Origin of the sequence: Pseudomonas sp. PS01300 (assembly GCF_029960155.1) — a bacterium.
In the GTDB taxonomy this organism is placed as follows: domain Bacteria; phylum Pseudomonadota; class Gammaproteobacteria; order Pseudomonadales; family Pseudomonadaceae; genus Aquipseudomonas; species Aquipseudomonas palmensis.
The window spans coordinates 16414-33097 of the sequence record NZ_JASCPN010000028.1 but is presented as its reverse complement, the minus strand read 5'-3'; the positions used below and the strand labels follow the sequence as shown (position 1 = coordinate 33097).

The 16684-nt window shown below is 57.0% G+C and carries 15 protein-coding genes, 1 tRNA gene and 1 pseudogene; 14 read left to right on the top strand and 3 right to left on the bottom strand.

Annotated features, from left to right (window positions below; all coding sequences use genetic code 11):
- Position 1: 1 nt before the first annotated feature.
- Positions 2 to 1210 carry a type II secretion system F family protein gene (locus QMX96_RS15050; protein ID WP_282361991.1) on the bottom strand — a complete coding sequence of 403 codons (1209 nt, stop codon included), beginning with the start codon at positions 1208 to 1210 and terminating at the stop codon, positions 2 to 4.
- A 216-nt stretch (positions 1211 to 1426) separates the two neighbouring features.
- Here QMX96_RS15050 and QMX96_RS15045 point away from each other — a divergent pair, with 216 nt between their 5' ends.
- The 4 genes and pseudogenes from QMX96_RS15045 (at position 1427) to QMX96_RS15030 (ending at position 5228) form a co-directional block, all read left to right on the top strand.
- Positions 1427 to 1855: a pilin gene (locus tag QMX96_RS15045; RefSeq protein ID WP_054914904.1), complete on the top strand. Its 429-nt coding sequence runs from the start codon at positions 1427 to 1429 to the stop codon at positions 1853 to 1855.
- A 56-nt stretch (positions 1856 to 1911) separates the two neighbouring features.
- Positions 1912 to 1987 (top strand) — tRNA-Thr (locus QMX96_RS15040).
- A gap of 152 nt (positions 1988 to 2139) precedes the next feature.
- Positions 2140 to 2881, top strand: a pseudogene (locus QMX96_RS15035) (IS3 family transposase); the annotation flags it as partial.
- Between the two features lie 406 nt (positions 2882 to 3287).
- Positions 3288 to 5228: an AAA family ATPase gene (locus QMX96_RS15030; RefSeq protein ID WP_282361990.1), complete on the top strand. Its 1941-nt coding sequence runs from the start codon at positions 3288 to 3290 to the stop codon at positions 5226 to 5228.
- A gap of 641 nt (positions 5229 to 5869) precedes the next feature.
- Here QMX96_RS15030 and QMX96_RS15025 read toward each other — a convergent pair.
- A complete protein-coding gene (locus QMX96_RS15025) occupies positions 5870 to 7186 on the bottom strand; it encodes an ATP-binding protein (protein ID WP_282361989.1) in 1317 nt (438 codons plus the stop codon).
- Between the two features lie 487 nt (positions 7187 to 7673).
- On the opposite strand from QMX96_RS15025, the gene QMX96_RS15020 reads away from it, so the two are divergent.
- The 10 genes from QMX96_RS15020 (at position 7674) to arsH (ending at position 15783) form a co-directional block, all read left to right on the top strand.
- On the top strand, positions 7674 to 7886 hold the full coding sequence (locus QMX96_RS15020; RefSeq protein WP_078479484.1) for a hypothetical protein: 213 nt from the start codon (positions 7674 to 7676) through the stop codon (positions 7884 to 7886).
- A gap of 212 nt (positions 7887 to 8098) precedes the next feature.
- Positions 8099 to 9544 carry a DUF6765 family protein gene (locus QMX96_RS15015; protein WP_058540834.1) on the top strand — a complete coding sequence of 482 codons (1446 nt, stop codon included), beginning with the start codon at positions 8099 to 8101 and terminating at the stop codon, positions 9542 to 9544.
- 144 nt (positions 9545 to 9688) lie between these two features.
- Positions 9689 to 10258, top strand: coding sequence for a TetR/AcrR family transcriptional regulator (locus QMX96_RS15010; protein ID WP_043860443.1), 570 nt, complete (start codon positions 9689 to 9691; stop codon positions 10256 to 10258).
- A 58-nt stretch (positions 10259 to 10316) separates the two neighbouring features.
- Positions 10317 to 11162: an SDR family NAD(P)-dependent oxidoreductase gene (locus tag QMX96_RS15005; RefSeq protein WP_282361987.1), complete on the top strand. Its 846-nt coding sequence runs from the start codon at positions 10317 to 10319 to the stop codon at positions 11160 to 11162.
- Positions 11163 to 11224: 62 nt separating this feature from the next.
- The gene (locus QMX96_RS15000) at positions 11225 to 12082 is read left to right on the top strand and encodes an SDR family NAD(P)-dependent oxidoreductase (protein WP_282361985.1); all 858 of its coding nucleotides are present in this window, start codon (positions 11225 to 11227) and stop codon (positions 12080 to 12082) included.
- A gap of 41 nt (positions 12083 to 12123) precedes the next feature.
- Positions 12124 to 12822: an epimerase gene (locus QMX96_RS14995; protein WP_123752874.1), complete on the top strand. Its 699-nt coding sequence runs from the start codon at positions 12124 to 12126 to the stop codon at positions 12820 to 12822.
- 98 nt (positions 12823 to 12920) lie between these two features.
- On the top strand, positions 12921 to 13268 hold the full coding sequence (locus QMX96_RS14990) for a metalloregulator ArsR/SmtB family transcription factor (protein ID WP_282361984.1): 348 nt from the start codon (positions 12921 to 12923) through the stop codon (positions 13266 to 13268).
- A gap of 15 nt (positions 13269 to 13283) precedes the next feature.
- On the top strand, positions 13284 to 14567 hold the full coding sequence (locus tag QMX96_RS14985; protein WP_282361983.1) for an arsenic transporter: 1284 nt from the start codon (positions 13284 to 13286) through the stop codon (positions 14565 to 14567).
- 31 nt (positions 14568 to 14598) lie between these two features.
- Positions 14599 to 15069, top strand: coding sequence for an arsenate reductase ArsC (locus tag QMX96_RS14980; protein ID WP_043860438.1), 471 nt, complete (start codon positions 14599 to 14601; stop codon positions 15067 to 15069).
- 12 nt (positions 15070 to 15081) lie between these two features.
- Positions 15082 to 15783: an arsenical resistance protein ArsH gene (gene arsH, locus QMX96_RS14975; protein WP_043860437.1), complete on the top strand. Its 702-nt coding sequence runs from the start codon at positions 15082 to 15084 to the stop codon at positions 15781 to 15783.
- A gap of 27 nt (positions 15784 to 15810) precedes the next feature.
- Here arsH and QMX96_RS14970 read toward each other — a convergent pair whose 3' ends face one another.
- A complete protein-coding gene (locus tag QMX96_RS14970; RefSeq protein WP_054914890.1) occupies positions 15811 to 16584 on the bottom strand; it encodes a ParA family protein in 774 nt (257 codons plus the stop codon).
- Positions 16585 to 16684 lie beyond the last annotated feature (100 nt).

The following is a 16684-nucleotide window of genomic DNA, read 5'->3' as shown; positions in this document are numbered from 1 at the left end:
GTCAGATCACATCGCCCAGCTGGAAGATCGGCAGGTACATGGCGACCACCAGGCTGCCCACCACCAGCCCGAGAATCAGCACGATCATCGGCTCCAGCAGGCTGGCCAGGTTGTCGAGCCATTCGTCGACGGCCGTTTCGTGGTGGCTGGCGATCCGGTCGAGCATATCGTCGAGCGTGCCGGATGTCTCGCCAATGGCGCACATCTGTAACGCCAGGCACGGGAACAGCGGCTCGTTGCGCATCGCCGCGCTCATCGACAGGCCGTTGCCGATGGCCTGGCGCAGCCGCAGAACGGCTTGCTCGTACAGCGTATTGCCGCACGCGGCGGCCACCGGCCCCAGGGCTTCGGTGAGCGGTACGCCGGCACTGAACGACGTCGCCAGGGTGCGCGCAAAACGAGCCAGCGCCGCATGCTGCATCACCGGCCCCAGAACCGGCATGCGCAGCCCCTGGCGCAACACCCATAAACGCACCGCCTGCTGACGCTCGAAGGCGCGGCGCAGGGCAAATCCCGTGGCCAGCATTACCCCAAGCACCCACAGCAGATACTGCCCCAGCCATTCGGCCAGGTTGATGACACCCTGGGTGAAGGCTGGCAACGGCGCGCCGAAGCCTGCAAACATGGCCTGAAACTGCGGTACCACCTTGAGCAACAGCAGCGCCGCCACCCCCAACCCCACCAGCAGCACCAGCGCGGGGTAGACCATGGCCTTTTTCAGCCGGGCCCGCAGCGCCAGGCGTTTCTCCTGCAGCGTTGCCAACTGGTCGAGCAGGCTGTCCAGGCAGCCGGTTTGCTCACCCACGGCCACCAGGTTGCAATACAGGCTGTCGAACTGGCGCGGGTGCCTGCGCAGCGCATCGGCCAGGCCGCAGCCGGCGGCGATATCGTTTTTGAGGGTGCCCAGCAGGCTGCGCAGCGGTGGGTTGTTGGCGCCTTCGGCGATCATGCCCAGCCCTTGCAGCAGCGGCACGCCGGCCTTGAACAACGTTGCCAGCTGGCGGCTGAAGCGGGTGATGTCCTTGGCGCCGAGCGAAGCGGGCAATTGCAGGGTAATACGGCGTGCCGCGTTCACCTGGGTTGGGCGAATGCCGCGACCGCGCAGCAGCGCCTTCACCAGCGCACTGTTCTGCCCGCTGCTGTGCCCGCTCACGTGGGTACCGGAGCGGTCGATGCCTTGCCAGGCATAGGTTTTTGTCTTGTGGTTCATCGCTACCTCCATGCAGCGGTGGACAGTCACAAACCCTGTAACAGCTTCAGGGTGATAGGCTCGGGCAATCCCGCCCGGTGACCACTAGAGTAGTCGAGCGCGGTGCTGGGTTAAGTACCCGCAGGGTGACAAAAGGTGTCTGTTCGGGCCTACTGGCGCGCTGGTCTGCGGCGGTGCCCGTGGCGGGATTTGTGAGTTTTTGCGAGGGGAGTGCCCATGAAGGGACAGCGCGGTATTACATTGATCGAGTTGATGATCGTGGTGGCGATCATCGGCATTCTGGCGACCATTGCCATGCCCATGTACACCAACCACCAGGCGCGGGCCAAGGCCACGGCGGCGCTGGCCGAGGTGTCGGCATTGAAGACCGCCTTCGAAGTGCAGATCAACCAGGGCAAGGACGTGGCCGATGTCGTCGCCCTTGGCGGCCAGCCGACCACGGCCAACTGCACCTTGAGTGCGCAGGGCGTGGCGGCGACTGGTGTGGGCACCCTTGCATGCGTGCTGGTGGATGCGCCGGCGCCGGTGGCGGGCAAGCACCTGACTTGGGCCCGTTCGGCCACGGGCTGGGCGTGCAGCACCGATATCGAGGCCGACCTGGCCCCGGCCGGGTGCACCGCGGTGCAGGCGAGTGGTGGGCAATAGCTGTTGATAAACAGTGATTTGCGAAAGCGTGGCGGCAATGGTAGCGTTGTCGCCACGCCGGTGTAGCTCAGTCGGTAGAGCAGCGCACTCGTAACGCGAAGGTCGCAGGTTCGATTCCTGTCTCCGGCACCAGAGACCAGTTTCCAGAAGTCTATGACTGTCTACGAAACACAACGCAAAGCCCGCACAGTGCGGGCTTTGTTGTTTCTGTCTGTCTCGTTTTGTCTATGGGCATCTACGCGATTTAGGGATATGGTTAGGGATGTCTCGATTCGACAAGGTGAATCGCCCCTGGTTTCGTAGACACCTCCTGGCCTCATAATGAGGCCTGGAGGTGCCTTAGTCGTCAGCGTTACCCCGAAGAGCTCAAGATCGAAGCGGTCAAGCAAGTGACCGAAAAAGGCAAACATATTGCCGATGTCGCCCAGCGTCTGGGCATGTCCGTGCACAGCCTTTACGCCTGGATCAAGGTCTATAGCAAGCCCCAAGAGCAGCGTCAGCAAGATGATGATCAGCAGGCCGAGTTGCGCAAGCTACGCGCTGAACTCAAGCGTGTGACGGAAGAGAAAGACATCTTAAAGAAGGCCGCCGCGTACTTTGCCAAGAAGTGCGGCTGAAGTACGCCTTTATCAAGCAGCACGCGGGCGAGTATTCGATTCGACGGCTTTGCCTGACGCTGAAAGTCCATCCCAGCGGTTATTACGCCTGGCTGTCTGAGCCGCAATCTCTACGAGCCAAAGGCGACCGGCGACTACTGGGTTTGATTAAGCATTCATGGCTGGAGAGCGGCGGCGTTTATGGCTATCGCAAAATCCATGACGATCTGCGCGAGGCCGGTGAGGATTGTGGTCGTCATCGTGTGGCAAGGCTGATGCGTCTTGAAGGTCTGCGTTCTCAATCAGGTTATCGACGTCGCCCTGGAAAGTACGGCGGTAATTCAGCAGTCGCTTCACCCATTTGCTGAAGCGCCAGTTTGATGTCGTAGAACCCAACAAGGTTTGGGTCACCTACATTCACATCGTAAAACGTCGGCATGGCTTCAACAATGAACTGTCGCCGGTAGAGTAAGAGAAACGCTATTTTCTGAGGCTTGGAGAGTGTCTAGGAAATCAGGGGCGATTCAAACATCTTGGACGCCTAGTATTTAGCCGCTCGATGCAGTAGCTGCCTTACCACCGAAAATGCTGGGATGTGCGGAGTGGGGAGCGTGCTACTTGACTACTTGGAAGGCATATTGCCATGATGCGGTGCTTCTCGAAGCGAGAAATCTAAGAGGTTTGTGCAATAGAGAATTGGGAGTTAACGAAGTACAAGTTATTAGTGCCCAGAAAGTTTCAAGTTAGCTATTGGCGAGAGCAGTGAGCCGCTGTCGATTGGACTCAACGCTAAATATTTTGATAAATAATATAAAAAGCGCAAGCTAAGGATGGTCATGATAGTTGGCATTTTGATTAGAAATTTCAAGATCTATCAAAATATAAATTATATTCCTATGTCTAATGGGAGTATGTTTAGTGCTATTGTTGGGGAGAACGGCTCAGGAAAGAGCTCAGTGCTCGAGGCCTTAGATAGTTTCTTCAATAATATTGAATGGAATTTTAATCACAGTTTATCGAAGGGGTTCGCAGAGAGGGAGCCATACATCTGTCCAATATTCTTGATAGAAAAAACTATAATTGAATCAGATGACGAAAATAACATGGTTTCTCTAGAGCGGCTCAGTCAATGTGTTTGGGGTGCTAATAGTCAGGCATTTAACTCATCTCCTAAGCCAGTAAGTGAATTTTGTAAGCATCGAGAAAACTTAAAAAGTCAAGGTTACAATGATCAGACTCACTACCTAGTGCCTTTTGGTATAATGAAGTCATCGCCCACTGGTTCTTCTTCACCATATTTCTCTATTTTTGAGTCATTAAGCGTGTTTGAAAAACTCCAAGAAGACTCTCATTGGGCGAAGTTTGTTCAGGCGTTTACTGCCTATGTACATGGGTCTTACCAGTACATATACATACCATCGGAAATAAATTTTAAGGAGTTTACGAAAATTGAAAGTGCTACGGTGCAAGCGTTGCTGGGTACAAAAATTGAAGAAATTGTAAGAAATATTGTTAATAAGTCGACGGTGACGGATATCAATCAAAAGCTAAATGCTTTTTTGGTGGAGGTGTCAAAAACATTAGAAATTTATGAGTATAAGAAACCGGCCAAGAAACAGAATTTATTTAACCAGTCTCATCTAACCGAAAAAATCATAGAGGCCTTCTTTGATAGCAAAATCCTAACCAAAAAAGTTGGGAGAGAGGTTGTACCTGTAAATAATCTTAGCTCAGGAGAGAAGCGGCAGGCATTGATCGATATCGCCAAAGCCTTTTTGTTAGAAGCCAAAAGACCTAGAAATCAACTGCTCATTCTTGCTATCGATGAGCCTGAGCTTTCTCTACATATATCCGCTTGTTTCGAGCAGTTTGAAAAGTTAAAGGAAATATCTCAGGCTGGAGTGCAGACACTTATTACGACACATTGGTATGGGTTCATGCCTGTTATTTCAAATGGGGTGGCAATATATTGCCCGAAAGTCGAAAGTGAGCTTGTCATGATTGATCTGAGGTGTTTTCGGGAAGATATTTCTAAGTTGCGCAAAACTAGCCAAGGTAAACTGCCATCCGACTTAGAACTCAAAGGCCTAAATGACCTTGTGCAGTCAATGATCGCTTCTATAACCGGGAGAGATTACAAATGGATAGTTTGCGAAGGGTCGGCTGATAAAATATATTTGGATTTCTATTTGGCTAGGAATAAGCTTTTTATTCTTCCCGTAGGTGGGTCCAAACATGTGAAGAAGATATTTAAATATTTGGAGATGGCGCTTGACGAAAACCGAGACGACATCAAGGGTAAGGTGTTTTTGCTTCTTGATACTGATAAAGCCTTCGAGAAGTATGATGCCAGTGAGGGTATTGAACAAATAAAGATTAAGCGTATTCATAATGATGAATACAAGCTTGAGACCTTGTTGAAGTCAACCAGTAATACGGAGTTTTATCCTCCTACTGTTATTGAGGATACTTTAAATCCCAAGGATTTTATTTTGGCTCTTAAGTGTTTTGAAGAGGATCCTAGCTACGGCGAGCAGGTTTCTTCTTTGCTGCAGTTTATATCATTTGCACAGAGTGATTTGCCAGCGTCACTAGCGTTCGATTTTACGGGTACGCAGCAACGAAGTGTTGAAGAGCTGTTTAATATGCCAGGGTTCAAAGTAAAGTTTGCACTCAAGTACGCAGAGGTTGCTAGTCGCGAGACAATTCCGTCGTGGATGTCAGAAATAGATAGCTATCTTTTTGCACCTAAAAGGAAATCTCGGCAGGCCAAGTAAGATTCTTAGCTGTTACTTATTGGAGTGTAAGTTAATTTTCTTTGGGTTAGGTGGATTCAGATTTAGTGGTCGTGCTTAAAAAATGTTCATGTGTTACTATAAGTTGTGTGTGGGTGTTGCCTCTTTATAATTACTATGGAAACACTGCCTTGGTCATTCTCGGGCGGGCTCTACGCACGATAAAAAATGGTTGCTTAGATTAAGATTGAATTTATTTCCCAGGTCTTAGTGTTATTTAGCTTTCGATAAGGTTTTAAGTTTTTGTGAATTATTCTCTCACTATGTTAAAGGCGATTCATGTAATGATGAATTCGTGATACCGCCTTTTTTCTGGGTTCAGGCTAGACTCAAAGAGGACAGGTTTACATGTATGTACCATACGGCCGATGATTCGAGTGATTTCTCAAATTAAGGCTCATGTATCCTAAACTAAGGAGTTGCTGCGGTTACAGTATCTGTATAAACGAAAGGCGACCTAGAACGGGTCGCCTTTGCTTTGCTCAACTGTGGTCAAAATAAATCTGTCCCCTTTTGGGTCATAACCTAGATGCAGGCTTTATTGAGTAAATAGTGGCCCGAAGCCCTTCGCCTGCTATGGTTGCGTCCTGAGCAGGGTTGTCGATGTAGTGCTATGTATTGAGCTATTTTCGGTCGCGATAGTGATGCGATTTAATTGAGGTTTCGGTAAATTTAAAAATCACATTTTCAAGCAAGGATTGAATATTGGCGTCAAAGCTAGTTTTTGGTTTTTCAGAGTTAAGAGCTAATGCGAATGATCTGTAGAGGGGGTCTATGAACGAATACTTTCCAGAGTTTTCGTCGAACCGAATAAGTGGGGTTCTATGGGCCTTGCAGAGCTTTTCCATTCCTCCGCTGAAGCTTCGTGAAGTATAGGTTGGTTCGACTTTTTGAATCTTTCTGAGTAGTTCGTTTTTAGTAGCGCCATCCTGAGACAGCTGTGCTAATGCGTGAATTATTAGTTTAGGGTGGTCGTATTTTCCCTTGCGCACCTGTTTAAGCGATGCTTCGAAAGCCATCTTCAATGTGTCAGATGAATTGGATAGGTATTTTTTTAGGGCAGGCTCCAGTTCTTCGTCCGTAAACTTTACAGGTGTGTCGACTTCTTCATATATACCGTTATGTTGGCATACGCTAAGACAAAGTGTGTGGCAGATTGCTGGCAAGCCGTTCGCATAGTGGCTAATTTTGTTGGTCAGGCTTGGGCTAAATGCAATTTTTAGAATTCTAGTACCTAAGTTTATGATGCTTTGAAGTTCGTGCGGTTCCATGAGTGGAACATGAATCTCTGCGATGCGTGTGCGCATTTCTGGATCATACTGAACTACTTGCCGAGCAGAATCTACAGCACCTACTGCAATGACTTTTACAGCTTTGTAATCATCTGCCATATCCATGAAAACTTTCATTGTCTGAGAAAGTTTTATGCGCTCGGACTCTTCTATCTTATGAAAGTCTTCGAGTACCCAACAACAGTTGGCCTCACCCATAAGCTTGGCTAAATTTTGAGCTGTTAATTGGGGGGGGATAATTCTGGTTTTTTTAGCTGAGTTTTCAGATGAAGCTGAGACGGTAGCGGATAATTCGCTTCTGATGGATGCAAGCGTAGTTTTAGCAGACGCAGATATGGTGGAGGTGTTTTTCTCTTGAAGCTCGGAAATGTAATATCCATTCAAGTCGTCGAAGGCACTTAGCATTAGTTGCTCAAAGCTGGATGCTGATGTGCACCTTGTTGTTACTTCGTGTTCGTAAAGTTGGCGCAATTTATTTCGCAGTAGAGTTGACTTTCCAGAGCCTGAGTATCCGTAGACGACTAGTTGCGTGCCTGGGGTTCTAAGTGCATCCACCAATTTATCGTTGACTTCGTCTCTTTCGATAAAAGACGCTTTAGCAGGCGTTGTTGGAGTAAAAACTTCATATACACTCGTAGACGACTTCATGTCTCGCACAAGTCCATGAGGTGGAGGAGCCTAGATTTTCTGTTGGACAACCAAATGCGTCAACATAGGAATGTAAATTTATGCCGTCTTAGGTGTAGGCCATCACCTGCGACAGTGAGTGGCTGTGTGGGCGAACGAAGCTTAGCGCGCTAGCTTCCTCGAAGCAGATTGGCTGTCATTTGCGCCGGCTGTCTGAATCGCCATCGATTTGGTAGACACCTCGAAGGGTTGCAAAAGGCGAAAGCTGTCGCTCGGTAATGACCGCTTTTGGTCGTTTTCTGCCCTCCTCGAAAGGCCGCTGTGGGTCGTTTCTGTCGTTCACAGTCCCCCGACCAGCTACAGGGCGAGCATCCCTATGATCGCCTGTCCATCGTCCAGCTCCACGAGATGGGTCCTAAATACCGTGGCCTTAAGAGCGCAACAACGGGACGATCTTCCCCGGCAATATTTTCCGCAGCCCTGTTACACCCCTAGCGCAGGTATCCCCATGACCGACCAAGAACGCTTGTCCACCATCCAACGCTACGCCTGGACCCTCGAACTACTCGGTGAAGCGCTCGTCCAGCATGACGAGGTGCTGGAGTGCGAGCACAACCCGCAGCTGAGCTTTCGCAACACGGCGGGTATTCATCAGGCCATCCGGATCATCAGCCAGTTGGCCAGTGAGCAGTGTGGAAAGTTGCTCAAGCCTGACGACTGATTACTGAGCGCAGACTGGCTCCATTGGCCATGAATTTAAATAGAACCGCTCTATATCGCCATGCCCATCAAACCGCAGTTTCCCAACGTTAATACACGAAATAAAAATAACAATTATCATTGACTAATGGCCATTTGACACTATTTAAAGCTGTGCCTATAAACCCTTGCGGTCTTTTTTTGTTAAACAAAAACTGTTTAGGGGAAAGCGGCATGGATCAGGATTTTCACTTCTACGGTACTTACCACTCAGCACTGTGCGGCGGCTTCAACAAGGACGATGCAACCCTTATTGCCAAGGCAGCCAACTTCATCGACTTCTTCAGCGAGAGCACCTATGCCTCTTACTGGAGCCTGGTCAGCGACACCCAAAAATCTGCCAAGTACAACGTCGTGGCCAAGATGGACAACCCGCGCTACACCTACCAGGGCGGGCTGCTGGGCACGATGGGGGAGCCTGAAGATGGCCTGTGGTGCTCGTACCACTTCATCCCCGGCAACTACAACGACCCGGCCGGCACGCCCAGCCGAGAAGAAACCCATGGCGCCGAAGTGGCCAACTACCTGCCCAAGTTCATCAAGCGCGACACCTTTGGCGGCGAGCAGATACTGAGAAAGTACAACGCCAGCAAGGTGAAGGATCTGCAATACGGCAAGATGCTCAACCGGCCGCAAAGCGCACTCTCGCGCAGGCTTGTTCAAGATGCCGTGCTCTGCGCCACCGATGACGACCGGCTGGAGAAGATCATCAGCCTGGCCATCGGCGGGGCAGAGGTGCTGAAGGACAATCGTGCAGACGTGCTGCGCAGGTTCAGGCTGATCCTGCTGGGGGTCAGGGCGCATGTGATCGCCGACACCTGGGCCCACCAGGACCACTGCGGCCTCGACAACGTGATGAACACCTACTGGGATGCGGACTACGACCCGGACTCCTGGGAATGGTCCAAGATGGGCTACGGCCCACAGGCCATCTATTACATGGACGGCTCGTCGAAAAACTGGAACAGGAAAGTCCTGAAGTCATCCGACACCAAGGGCGTGCCGTTCGCGAACCCCAACTTCGAAGCGGCCCCCAGCGGTACCAGTTATCTGGGCCACGGCTGGCTCGGGCACTTCCCCGACTACAGTTTCGCCAAGTTCAGGTACAAGCCTTGCTGGTCCAACCCCAAGCAGATGGTCGAGCGCGATAACCCCAAGGAATACGAATCCGCCTGGCTCGAGTTGACCAGTTTGTTTTGCCAGGTAAAAACAGGCAGGAAGTTGCAGTTGGATGACCGCATCAAAGACGAAATGAGCAAAGCCCGCCAGGCCATCGAGGCCCCCTGCGACCTTACCAAGGGCACCTCGGGAAGAAAGAGTTCGGAGCTCGCCTGGAAGCGCATTCTTACCGAAAAGCCAAGTTCGGAAATCAATGTGGACCTGGAGCCCGACACCCATGCGGTTCTGGAGGGCATGGTCCAGATCAGTACCGAGATCCATCGCTTCGGCACCAACTACGTGAATATCCAAAGCGATCTGTACCTGTTCCAGATTGCCGCCGACTATCACTTCCAGTTCGTGAAGCACTACGTCCAGGCCAACGATATCTATCACTTCACAAGCTCGTGGTCGCGGCAGCGAAGTACGTTGTCGGATGCCATCGTGAACCTGTTCGAGTAGCGCCGGATAACGGCTATCAACCCCCCGGCGACATGCCGGGGGGCTTGCCGTTCGGCACCGTCGCGGCATCCGCCCCTTGCATTCGCCCAAGGGTCAGGAATATAGTTGACTGATTACTCAGTCTTCTTAAGCGAACCTCCCTCCATGGCACGTCCCCTCAGCCCCGAAAAACGTGAAGCCTTGCTGTTGTCTGCGATGCAGGCAGTCGCCGAGCTGGGCGTGATGGCCAGCACGTCGAGCATCGCGCGGCGCGCCGGGGTTGCCGACGGCACCTTGTTCACCTACTTCAGCAGCAAGGAGGTGCTGTTCCAGGAGCTCTACCTGCACCTCAAGCAAAGCCTGGTGACGGCCATGATGTCGGACTTCCCGGCCCAGGCCGACTACCGCCAGCGCATGGAGTACATCTTCAATCGCTATGTCAGCTGGGGCCTGAACAATGCCCTGGAGCGCGTGGTGCTGGCACGGCTGTCGGCGTCGGGGCAGGTAACCGCAGACACCCGCGCACTGGGCGCGCAGCCGTTCCAGGCCGTGTCCAGGACGATGGAGGGCGGGGTAGAGGACGGCGTGCTGATCGATGCCCCGATCAGCTTCATTTCTTCCGTGATCGAGAGTATCGCCACCACCACCATCGAACACATCGAGAAGTCCCCGGAGGAGGCCGACAGCCACCGCCAGCTGGGCTTCCATATGCTGTGGCGCGCCATTACGGCGTAAAAGCCTTGTCTTTTAACTGAGTGATTAATCACTCACAATTTGTAACAGGAGTATCTTCATGGCTGTTCAAAAGTGGTTCATTACCGGTGCTTCGGGTGGCCTGGGCCTGGCCCTTACCGAAAAGGCGCTGGCCCAGGGGCATACCGTGGTCGCCGCCGTGCGTCGTGTGGAGGCGATGCAGGCGTTGCAACAGGCGTATCCAAAGCGTCTTCATGTGGAAGCGCTCGACGTGACCGACCGCGAACAGGTACGCGCCGTTGCTGCCCGCCATCCCGATGTGGAGGTGGTGGTCAACAACGCGGGCGGGGCGGTGATCGGTGCAATGGAAGAGATGACCGACGCCGAAGTCGACCAGCAGATCGCGCTCAACCTGATGGCGCCGATACAGGTCACCCGCGCCTTCATGGCGGCGATGCGCGCACAGCAGCGCGGTACTTTCATCCATGTCAGCAGTGTCGGCGGCCGTACCGCCTACCCGGGCGGCTCGCTGTACCACGCGGCCAAGTACGGTCTGGAAGGCTTCGCCGAAGCGGTGGCGCAAGAGCTGGCCGAGTTCGGCATCAACACCCTGATCATCGAGCCAGGCTCGATCAAGACCGGCTTCGTGGCCAACATCCGCTGGACCGAGCAGCTCGACGCCTACAAGGGCAGTGCGGTCGGCAACCTGCGCGGGTGGATCGAACAGCATGGCGAAGACACCGCCTCGGGCGACCCGCTGAAAATGGCCGACGCCATCTACACCCTCAGCCAGCTGCAGAAGCCGCCGCTGCGCACCGTGCTCGGCGGGGATGCCTATGCGGCGCTGGAGGCCGGCTATGCCCGCAGCCTGGCGGACATTCAGGCACAGAAGACGCTTGCCGAGTCGGTGATGCTGGAAGGCAAGGCCGGCTTTCGGCCCGAGTGAGCAGTCCCCTCTTTTATGTTGCCCATGCGCTGCGGTCGGCGCGTTGAAAAGGTTGAATGATCATGTCTGAAGTCTGGTTGATTACCGGTGCGTCCCGAGGCCTGGGGCGCGCCATTCTGGAGGCGGCGCTGCACAGCGGCGCCAAGGTGCTGGCCACTGCACGCGACATCACACGCTTCGTCGAGCTGCAGGCGCAGTACGGCGCCAACCTGGCCACGTTCGAACTGGACGTGACCGACGAACAGCAGGCAAGGCACGCCGTGGCCGAGGCCGTGCGCCGTTTTGGCCGGCTGGATGTGCTGGTCAACAACGCGGGCTTCGGCCATATCCAGCCGTTCGAGCACATCCCCACCGATGATTTTCGCGCCGAGGTCGAGACCAATCTGTTCGGCGTGGTCAACCTCACCCGTGCGGCCATTCCGGTGATGCGCGCCCAGGGCCGCGGCCATATCTTTCAGGTGTCATCGGCCGGCGGTCGCATCGCAAGCCCGGGCCTGTCGGCCTATCAGGCGGCCAAATGGGCCGTGGGCGGGTTCAGCGACGTGGTCGGCAAGGAGGTCGCGCCGTTCGGCATCCAGGTGTGCACCCTGGAGCCCGGCGGCATGCGTACCGACTGGGGCCACCAGGCCCGCAGCACGCTCAGCGAGCTGGCCCCGGACTACATGGCGTCGATGGCCGCGTTCAAGGCCTTGATCGAGTCCTACGTGGGCAACGAAGTGGGCGACCCCGAGCGCATTGCACAGCTGATCGTGGCGCTGGCCGCTCGTGAAGGGCTGCCGTCGCGTCTACTGTTGGGGTCGGACGCCTTGTATGTGGTCGAGGTGGAAGAGGCCGCCCGCAGCGAAGCGATGCAGCGCTGGAAGCCGGTCAGCCTCGCGGCCGATTTCGGCACGGCACCGCCGCAATGGCCGTCGGCATGAAGCCGGCGCACCCTTCAAACTGAGCGAGGCCAGCCTACGCCATGAACATAGTGATCTTTGGTGCATCCGGCATGATCGGCAGCGGGGTGCTGCGCGAATGCCTGGCGGCGCAGGATGTGGAGTCCGTTCGCTTGATCGGGCGCTCACGCCTGAACGCCCAGCACCCCAAGCTCCGGCAGGTGGTCAGGCCGGCCTTCGCCGATAACCCGTCCACGCTGCTCGACGACGACCTGCGCGATGTGGATGCGTGTTTCTTCTGCCTGGGCGTTTCGGCGGCGGGCATGACCCAGGCGCAGTACACCCACATGACCTACCGCCTGACCCTGGCGGTGGCCCAGCGCGTGTGCGAGCTCAACCCGCATGCCACCTTCATCTACGTCTCCGGGGCGGGCGCCGACAGCAGCGAAACCAGCTCGACGATGTGGGCGCGGGTGCGCGGCATGACGGAGAACAGCCTGCTGCGCCTGCCGTTCAGGCGCGTGCACATCCTGCGCCCGGCGGTGATTCAGCCGTTGCATGGGGCCACCTCCAGAACCCGCGCGTACCGCGTGTTCTACCGGCTCACCGGCCCGCTGCTGAGCCTGGCGCGTGCGCTGTTGCCCGAAAAGGTGCTGAGCACCGAGGTCATCGGCCAGGCAATGCTGTCGATCGCCCGCCATGGTGCCACCCAGCCCGTGCTCGATTCGGCGCAGATCTACCACACGGCCTTGCGCGAAAAACCGGCCCCCAACGGCGGGTGACGCGCTGGGGAGGTTGATGGCAGGCGCTGAAAAATCCGGTTGCAGATAACATATGGATATCCGTATATTCGGTTATCCATATGTAAGGGCCGCCCACAATGATTACCCCACCCGAGCTGTTCAAGAGCCTGGCCGACGAAACCCGCGCTCGCGCTGCGCTGCTGATCGCAGAGCAGGGCGAGTTGTGCGTGTGCGAGCTGATGTGCGCCCTGGGCGACAGCCAGCCCAAGATCAGCCGTCACCTGGCGCAGCTGCGTACCAGCGGCCTGTTGCTCGACCGCCGCCAGGGGCAGTGGGTCTATTACCGTCTCAACCCGCAACTGCCCGGCTGGGTGCACGACCTGCTGCAGGTGACGCTGCGCGCCAATGCCGACTGGCTCAAGGACAACACCACACGCTTGCAGAACATGGACGGGCGCCCCGTTCGTGCTGCTGCCTGCTGCTGAGCCAGGAGCGCGCCGATGCTGACTGCCATCGCTGTTTTTCTGCTCACCCTGACCCTGGTCATCTGGCAACCCCGCGGCCTGGGCGTCGGCTGGAGCGCCAGCCTCGGCGCACTGCTGGCCCTGGCGCTGGGCGCGGTGTCGCTGCACGACATCCCCACGGTGTGGGCGATTGTGTGGAACGCCACCGCCACCTTCATCGCGATCATCGTCATCAGCCTGCTGCTCGACGAGGCTGGCTTCTTCGAATGGGCAGCCCTGCACGTGGCCCGCTGGGCGCGCGGCAACGGGCGCCGGCTGTTCGCCTTCATCGTGCTGCTGGGCGCTGCGGTGTCGGCGCTGTTCGCCAACGACGGCGCGGCGCTGATCCTTACCCCTATCGTCATGTCGATGCTGCTGGCGCTGCGTTTCTCCCCGGCTGCAACCCTGGCGTTCGTCATGGCCGCAGGCTTCATTGCCGACACCGCCAGCCTGCCGCTGGTGGTCTCCAACCTGGTGAACATCGTCTCGGCCGATTACTTCGGCCTGGGCTTTGGCGAATACGCAGCGGTGATGGTGCCGGTGAACCTGGTGAGTGTGGCGGCCACCTTGCTGGTGCTGTTTATGTACTTTCGCCGCGACATACCGGGGGTGTACGAGGTACAGGCACTGAAGGCGCCGGTGCTGGCGATCCGCGACCGCGCCACCTTCCGCGTGGGCGGGGGCGTGCTGGTGGCGCTGCTGGTGGGCCTGTTCCTGCTCGAGCCGCTGGGCATCCCGATCAGCGCCGTGGCGGCGGCCTGTGCAGTGGTGCTGTTCATTGTCGCTGCGCGCGGGCATGTGATCTCCACCCGGCGCGTGCTGCGCGATGCGCCCTGGCAGATCGTGGTGTTTTCGCTGGGTATGTACCTGGTGGTGTACGGCCTGAAAAACGCCGGCCTTACCGACTTGCTCACCCAGTTGCTGGACCGTCTTGCCGCCTATGGCGTGTGGGGCGCGTCTCTGGGCACCGGGCTGCTTGCCGCGGTGCTGTCCTCGGTGATGAACAACCTGCCCAGCGTGCTGATCGGCGCGCTTTCGATCCACGCCAGCGAAGCACAGGGTGTGGTGCGCGAGGCGATGGTCTACGCCAACGTCATCGGCTGCGACCTGGGCCCCAAGATCACTCCCATCGGCAGCCTGGCCACATTGCTCTGGCTGCATGTGCTGGCGCGCAAGGGTACGCGCATCACCTGGGGCTACTACTTCAAGGTCGGCCTGCTGCTGACCGTGCCGGTGCTGTTGATCACGCTTTCGGCCCTGGCCCTGCGCCTGAGCCTTTGACCGTTCTGCCTGCCAAAGGGAGTACACCACCATGCGAGTTCTGTTCATGTGCACGGCCAACAGCTGTCGCAGCATCCTCTGCGAAGCGATGTTCAATCACCTCGCCCCGGCGGGCTTCGAGGCGCTGAGCGCCGGCAGCTTCCCCAGGGGGCAGGTGTTGCCGCGCAGCCTGCTGACCCTGCAGCAGGCCGGCATCAGCACTGCGGGCCTTAGCAGCAAGGGCAACGAGGCCTTCGCGGCCAACCCGCCGGATATCGTCATCACCGTGTGCGACAAGGCCGCAGGCGAGGCGTGCCCGGTGTTTTTCGGCCCGGCGCTCAAGGCCCACTGGGGCCTGGCCGACCCTTCCGAACAACCCGGCACCGACGACGAGGTGGAGGCGAACTTTCACCATGCGCTGGCGCGTATCGAGCGTCGCTGCCGGGCGTTTTTCGCGCTGCCATTCAGCCAGCTCGATGCCCACGCGCTCAAGCGTGAACTCGACCGCATTGCCACGCTCTGACCCGGAGGCCCCATGCACCACGACCTGCCCAACCTCGACCCGAGCCTGTTCGAAGGCCTGCCCACCGCCCTGCAGGCCGGCGAGCGAAAGCCGCGCATCCTTTTGCTGTACGGTTCCACCCGCGAGCGTTCCTTCAGCCGCTTGCTGACCGAGGAGGCCGCGCGCCTGCTCCAGCATTTTGGCGCCCAGACGCGCATCTTCGACCCCAGCGGCCTGCCACTGCCGGACGACGTACCGGTGGAGCACCCCAAGGTTCAGGAACTGCGCGAGCTGGTGCTGTGGTCCGAAGGCCAGGTGTGGTGTTCGCCTGAGCGGCACGGCGCGATGTCGGCGGTGTTCAAGGCGCAGATCGACTGGGTGCCGCTGGCCCTCGGCGCCATTCGCCCCACCCAGGGCAAGACCCTGGCCGTGATGCAGGTGTGTGGCGGCTCGCAGTCGTTCAACGTGGTCAATCAGCTGCGCGTGCTGGGGCGCTGGATGCGCATGTTCACCATCCCCAACCAGTCGTCCGTGCCCAAGGCGTACATGGAGTTCGACGAGCAGGGCCGCATGAAGCCCTCGCCGTATTACGACCGGGTGGTGGATGTGATGGAAGAGCTGGTCAAGTTCACGCTGCTGCTGCGCGACAGCCAGGCGCACCTGGTGGACCGCTATTCCGAGCGCAAGGAAACGGCGCAGGCGTTGTCCGATCGCATGCGCCAGGCGTCGATCTGACGCCAGGGCGCAACCGGCGGGCAGCCCTCAGGCAGCCCGCTCCAGCGCCCCCAGCAGGTCGACGAATTCGCGTGACAGCTTGTGCCGCGGTGCCATGTGCACCAGCGGTACCGACAGCTCGTGGGATTCGCGCATCTTCACCGAGCTGCTCAGGTACACCGGCAGCACCGGCAGGCCCTCGGCCAGCAGTTCATCAACCAGGCTCTGGTGCAGCGCGGTGCGCGCGACGAACTGGTTGGCCACCACGCCTTCCACCTGCAGTGACTCGTTGTGGTCCTGGCGCAGTTCTTCCACCTGCTCGATCACGCTGTACAGCGCCTGGCGCGAAAAGCTGTCGCAATCGAACGGAATCAGCAGGCGGTCGGCGGCCACCAGCGCGCTGAAGGTGTAGAAGTTCAGCGACGGCGGGGTGTCGATGTAGATGCGCTCGTAGTCTTCGGACAGTTCAACCAGCAGCTTGCGCAGCTTGTTGATCTTGAACTTGCTCTCCAGCTTGGGCTGCAGGTCGGCCAGGTCGGGGCTGGCGGTCACCAGGTCGAGGTTGTCGTAGCGGGTGGGGGTGATGCACACGCGCCCGCGCTTGCTGCCCGGTGCGCTGGAGAGGGTCTGCTTGAAGAAGTCGCTGATGCCGGCCGGGATGTCGTCGCCGAGCAGGCCGGTGAGGTAGTGGGTGGTGTTGGCCTGGGGGTCGAGGTCCACCAGCAGCGTCCGATACCCTTCGGCGGCGCTGACGGCGGCAAGGTTGCAGGCGATGCTGGTCTTGCCCACGCCCCCTTTCTGATTGAATACGACACGGCGCATTGAGTTTCGAGTCCTTGTCAAAGGCGCGCTGCAACAGGGCTGCAGCGGGAACAGCTTCCATACTATGACCAAAAGGTTGCAGTTTTAAGACAACTGCGGG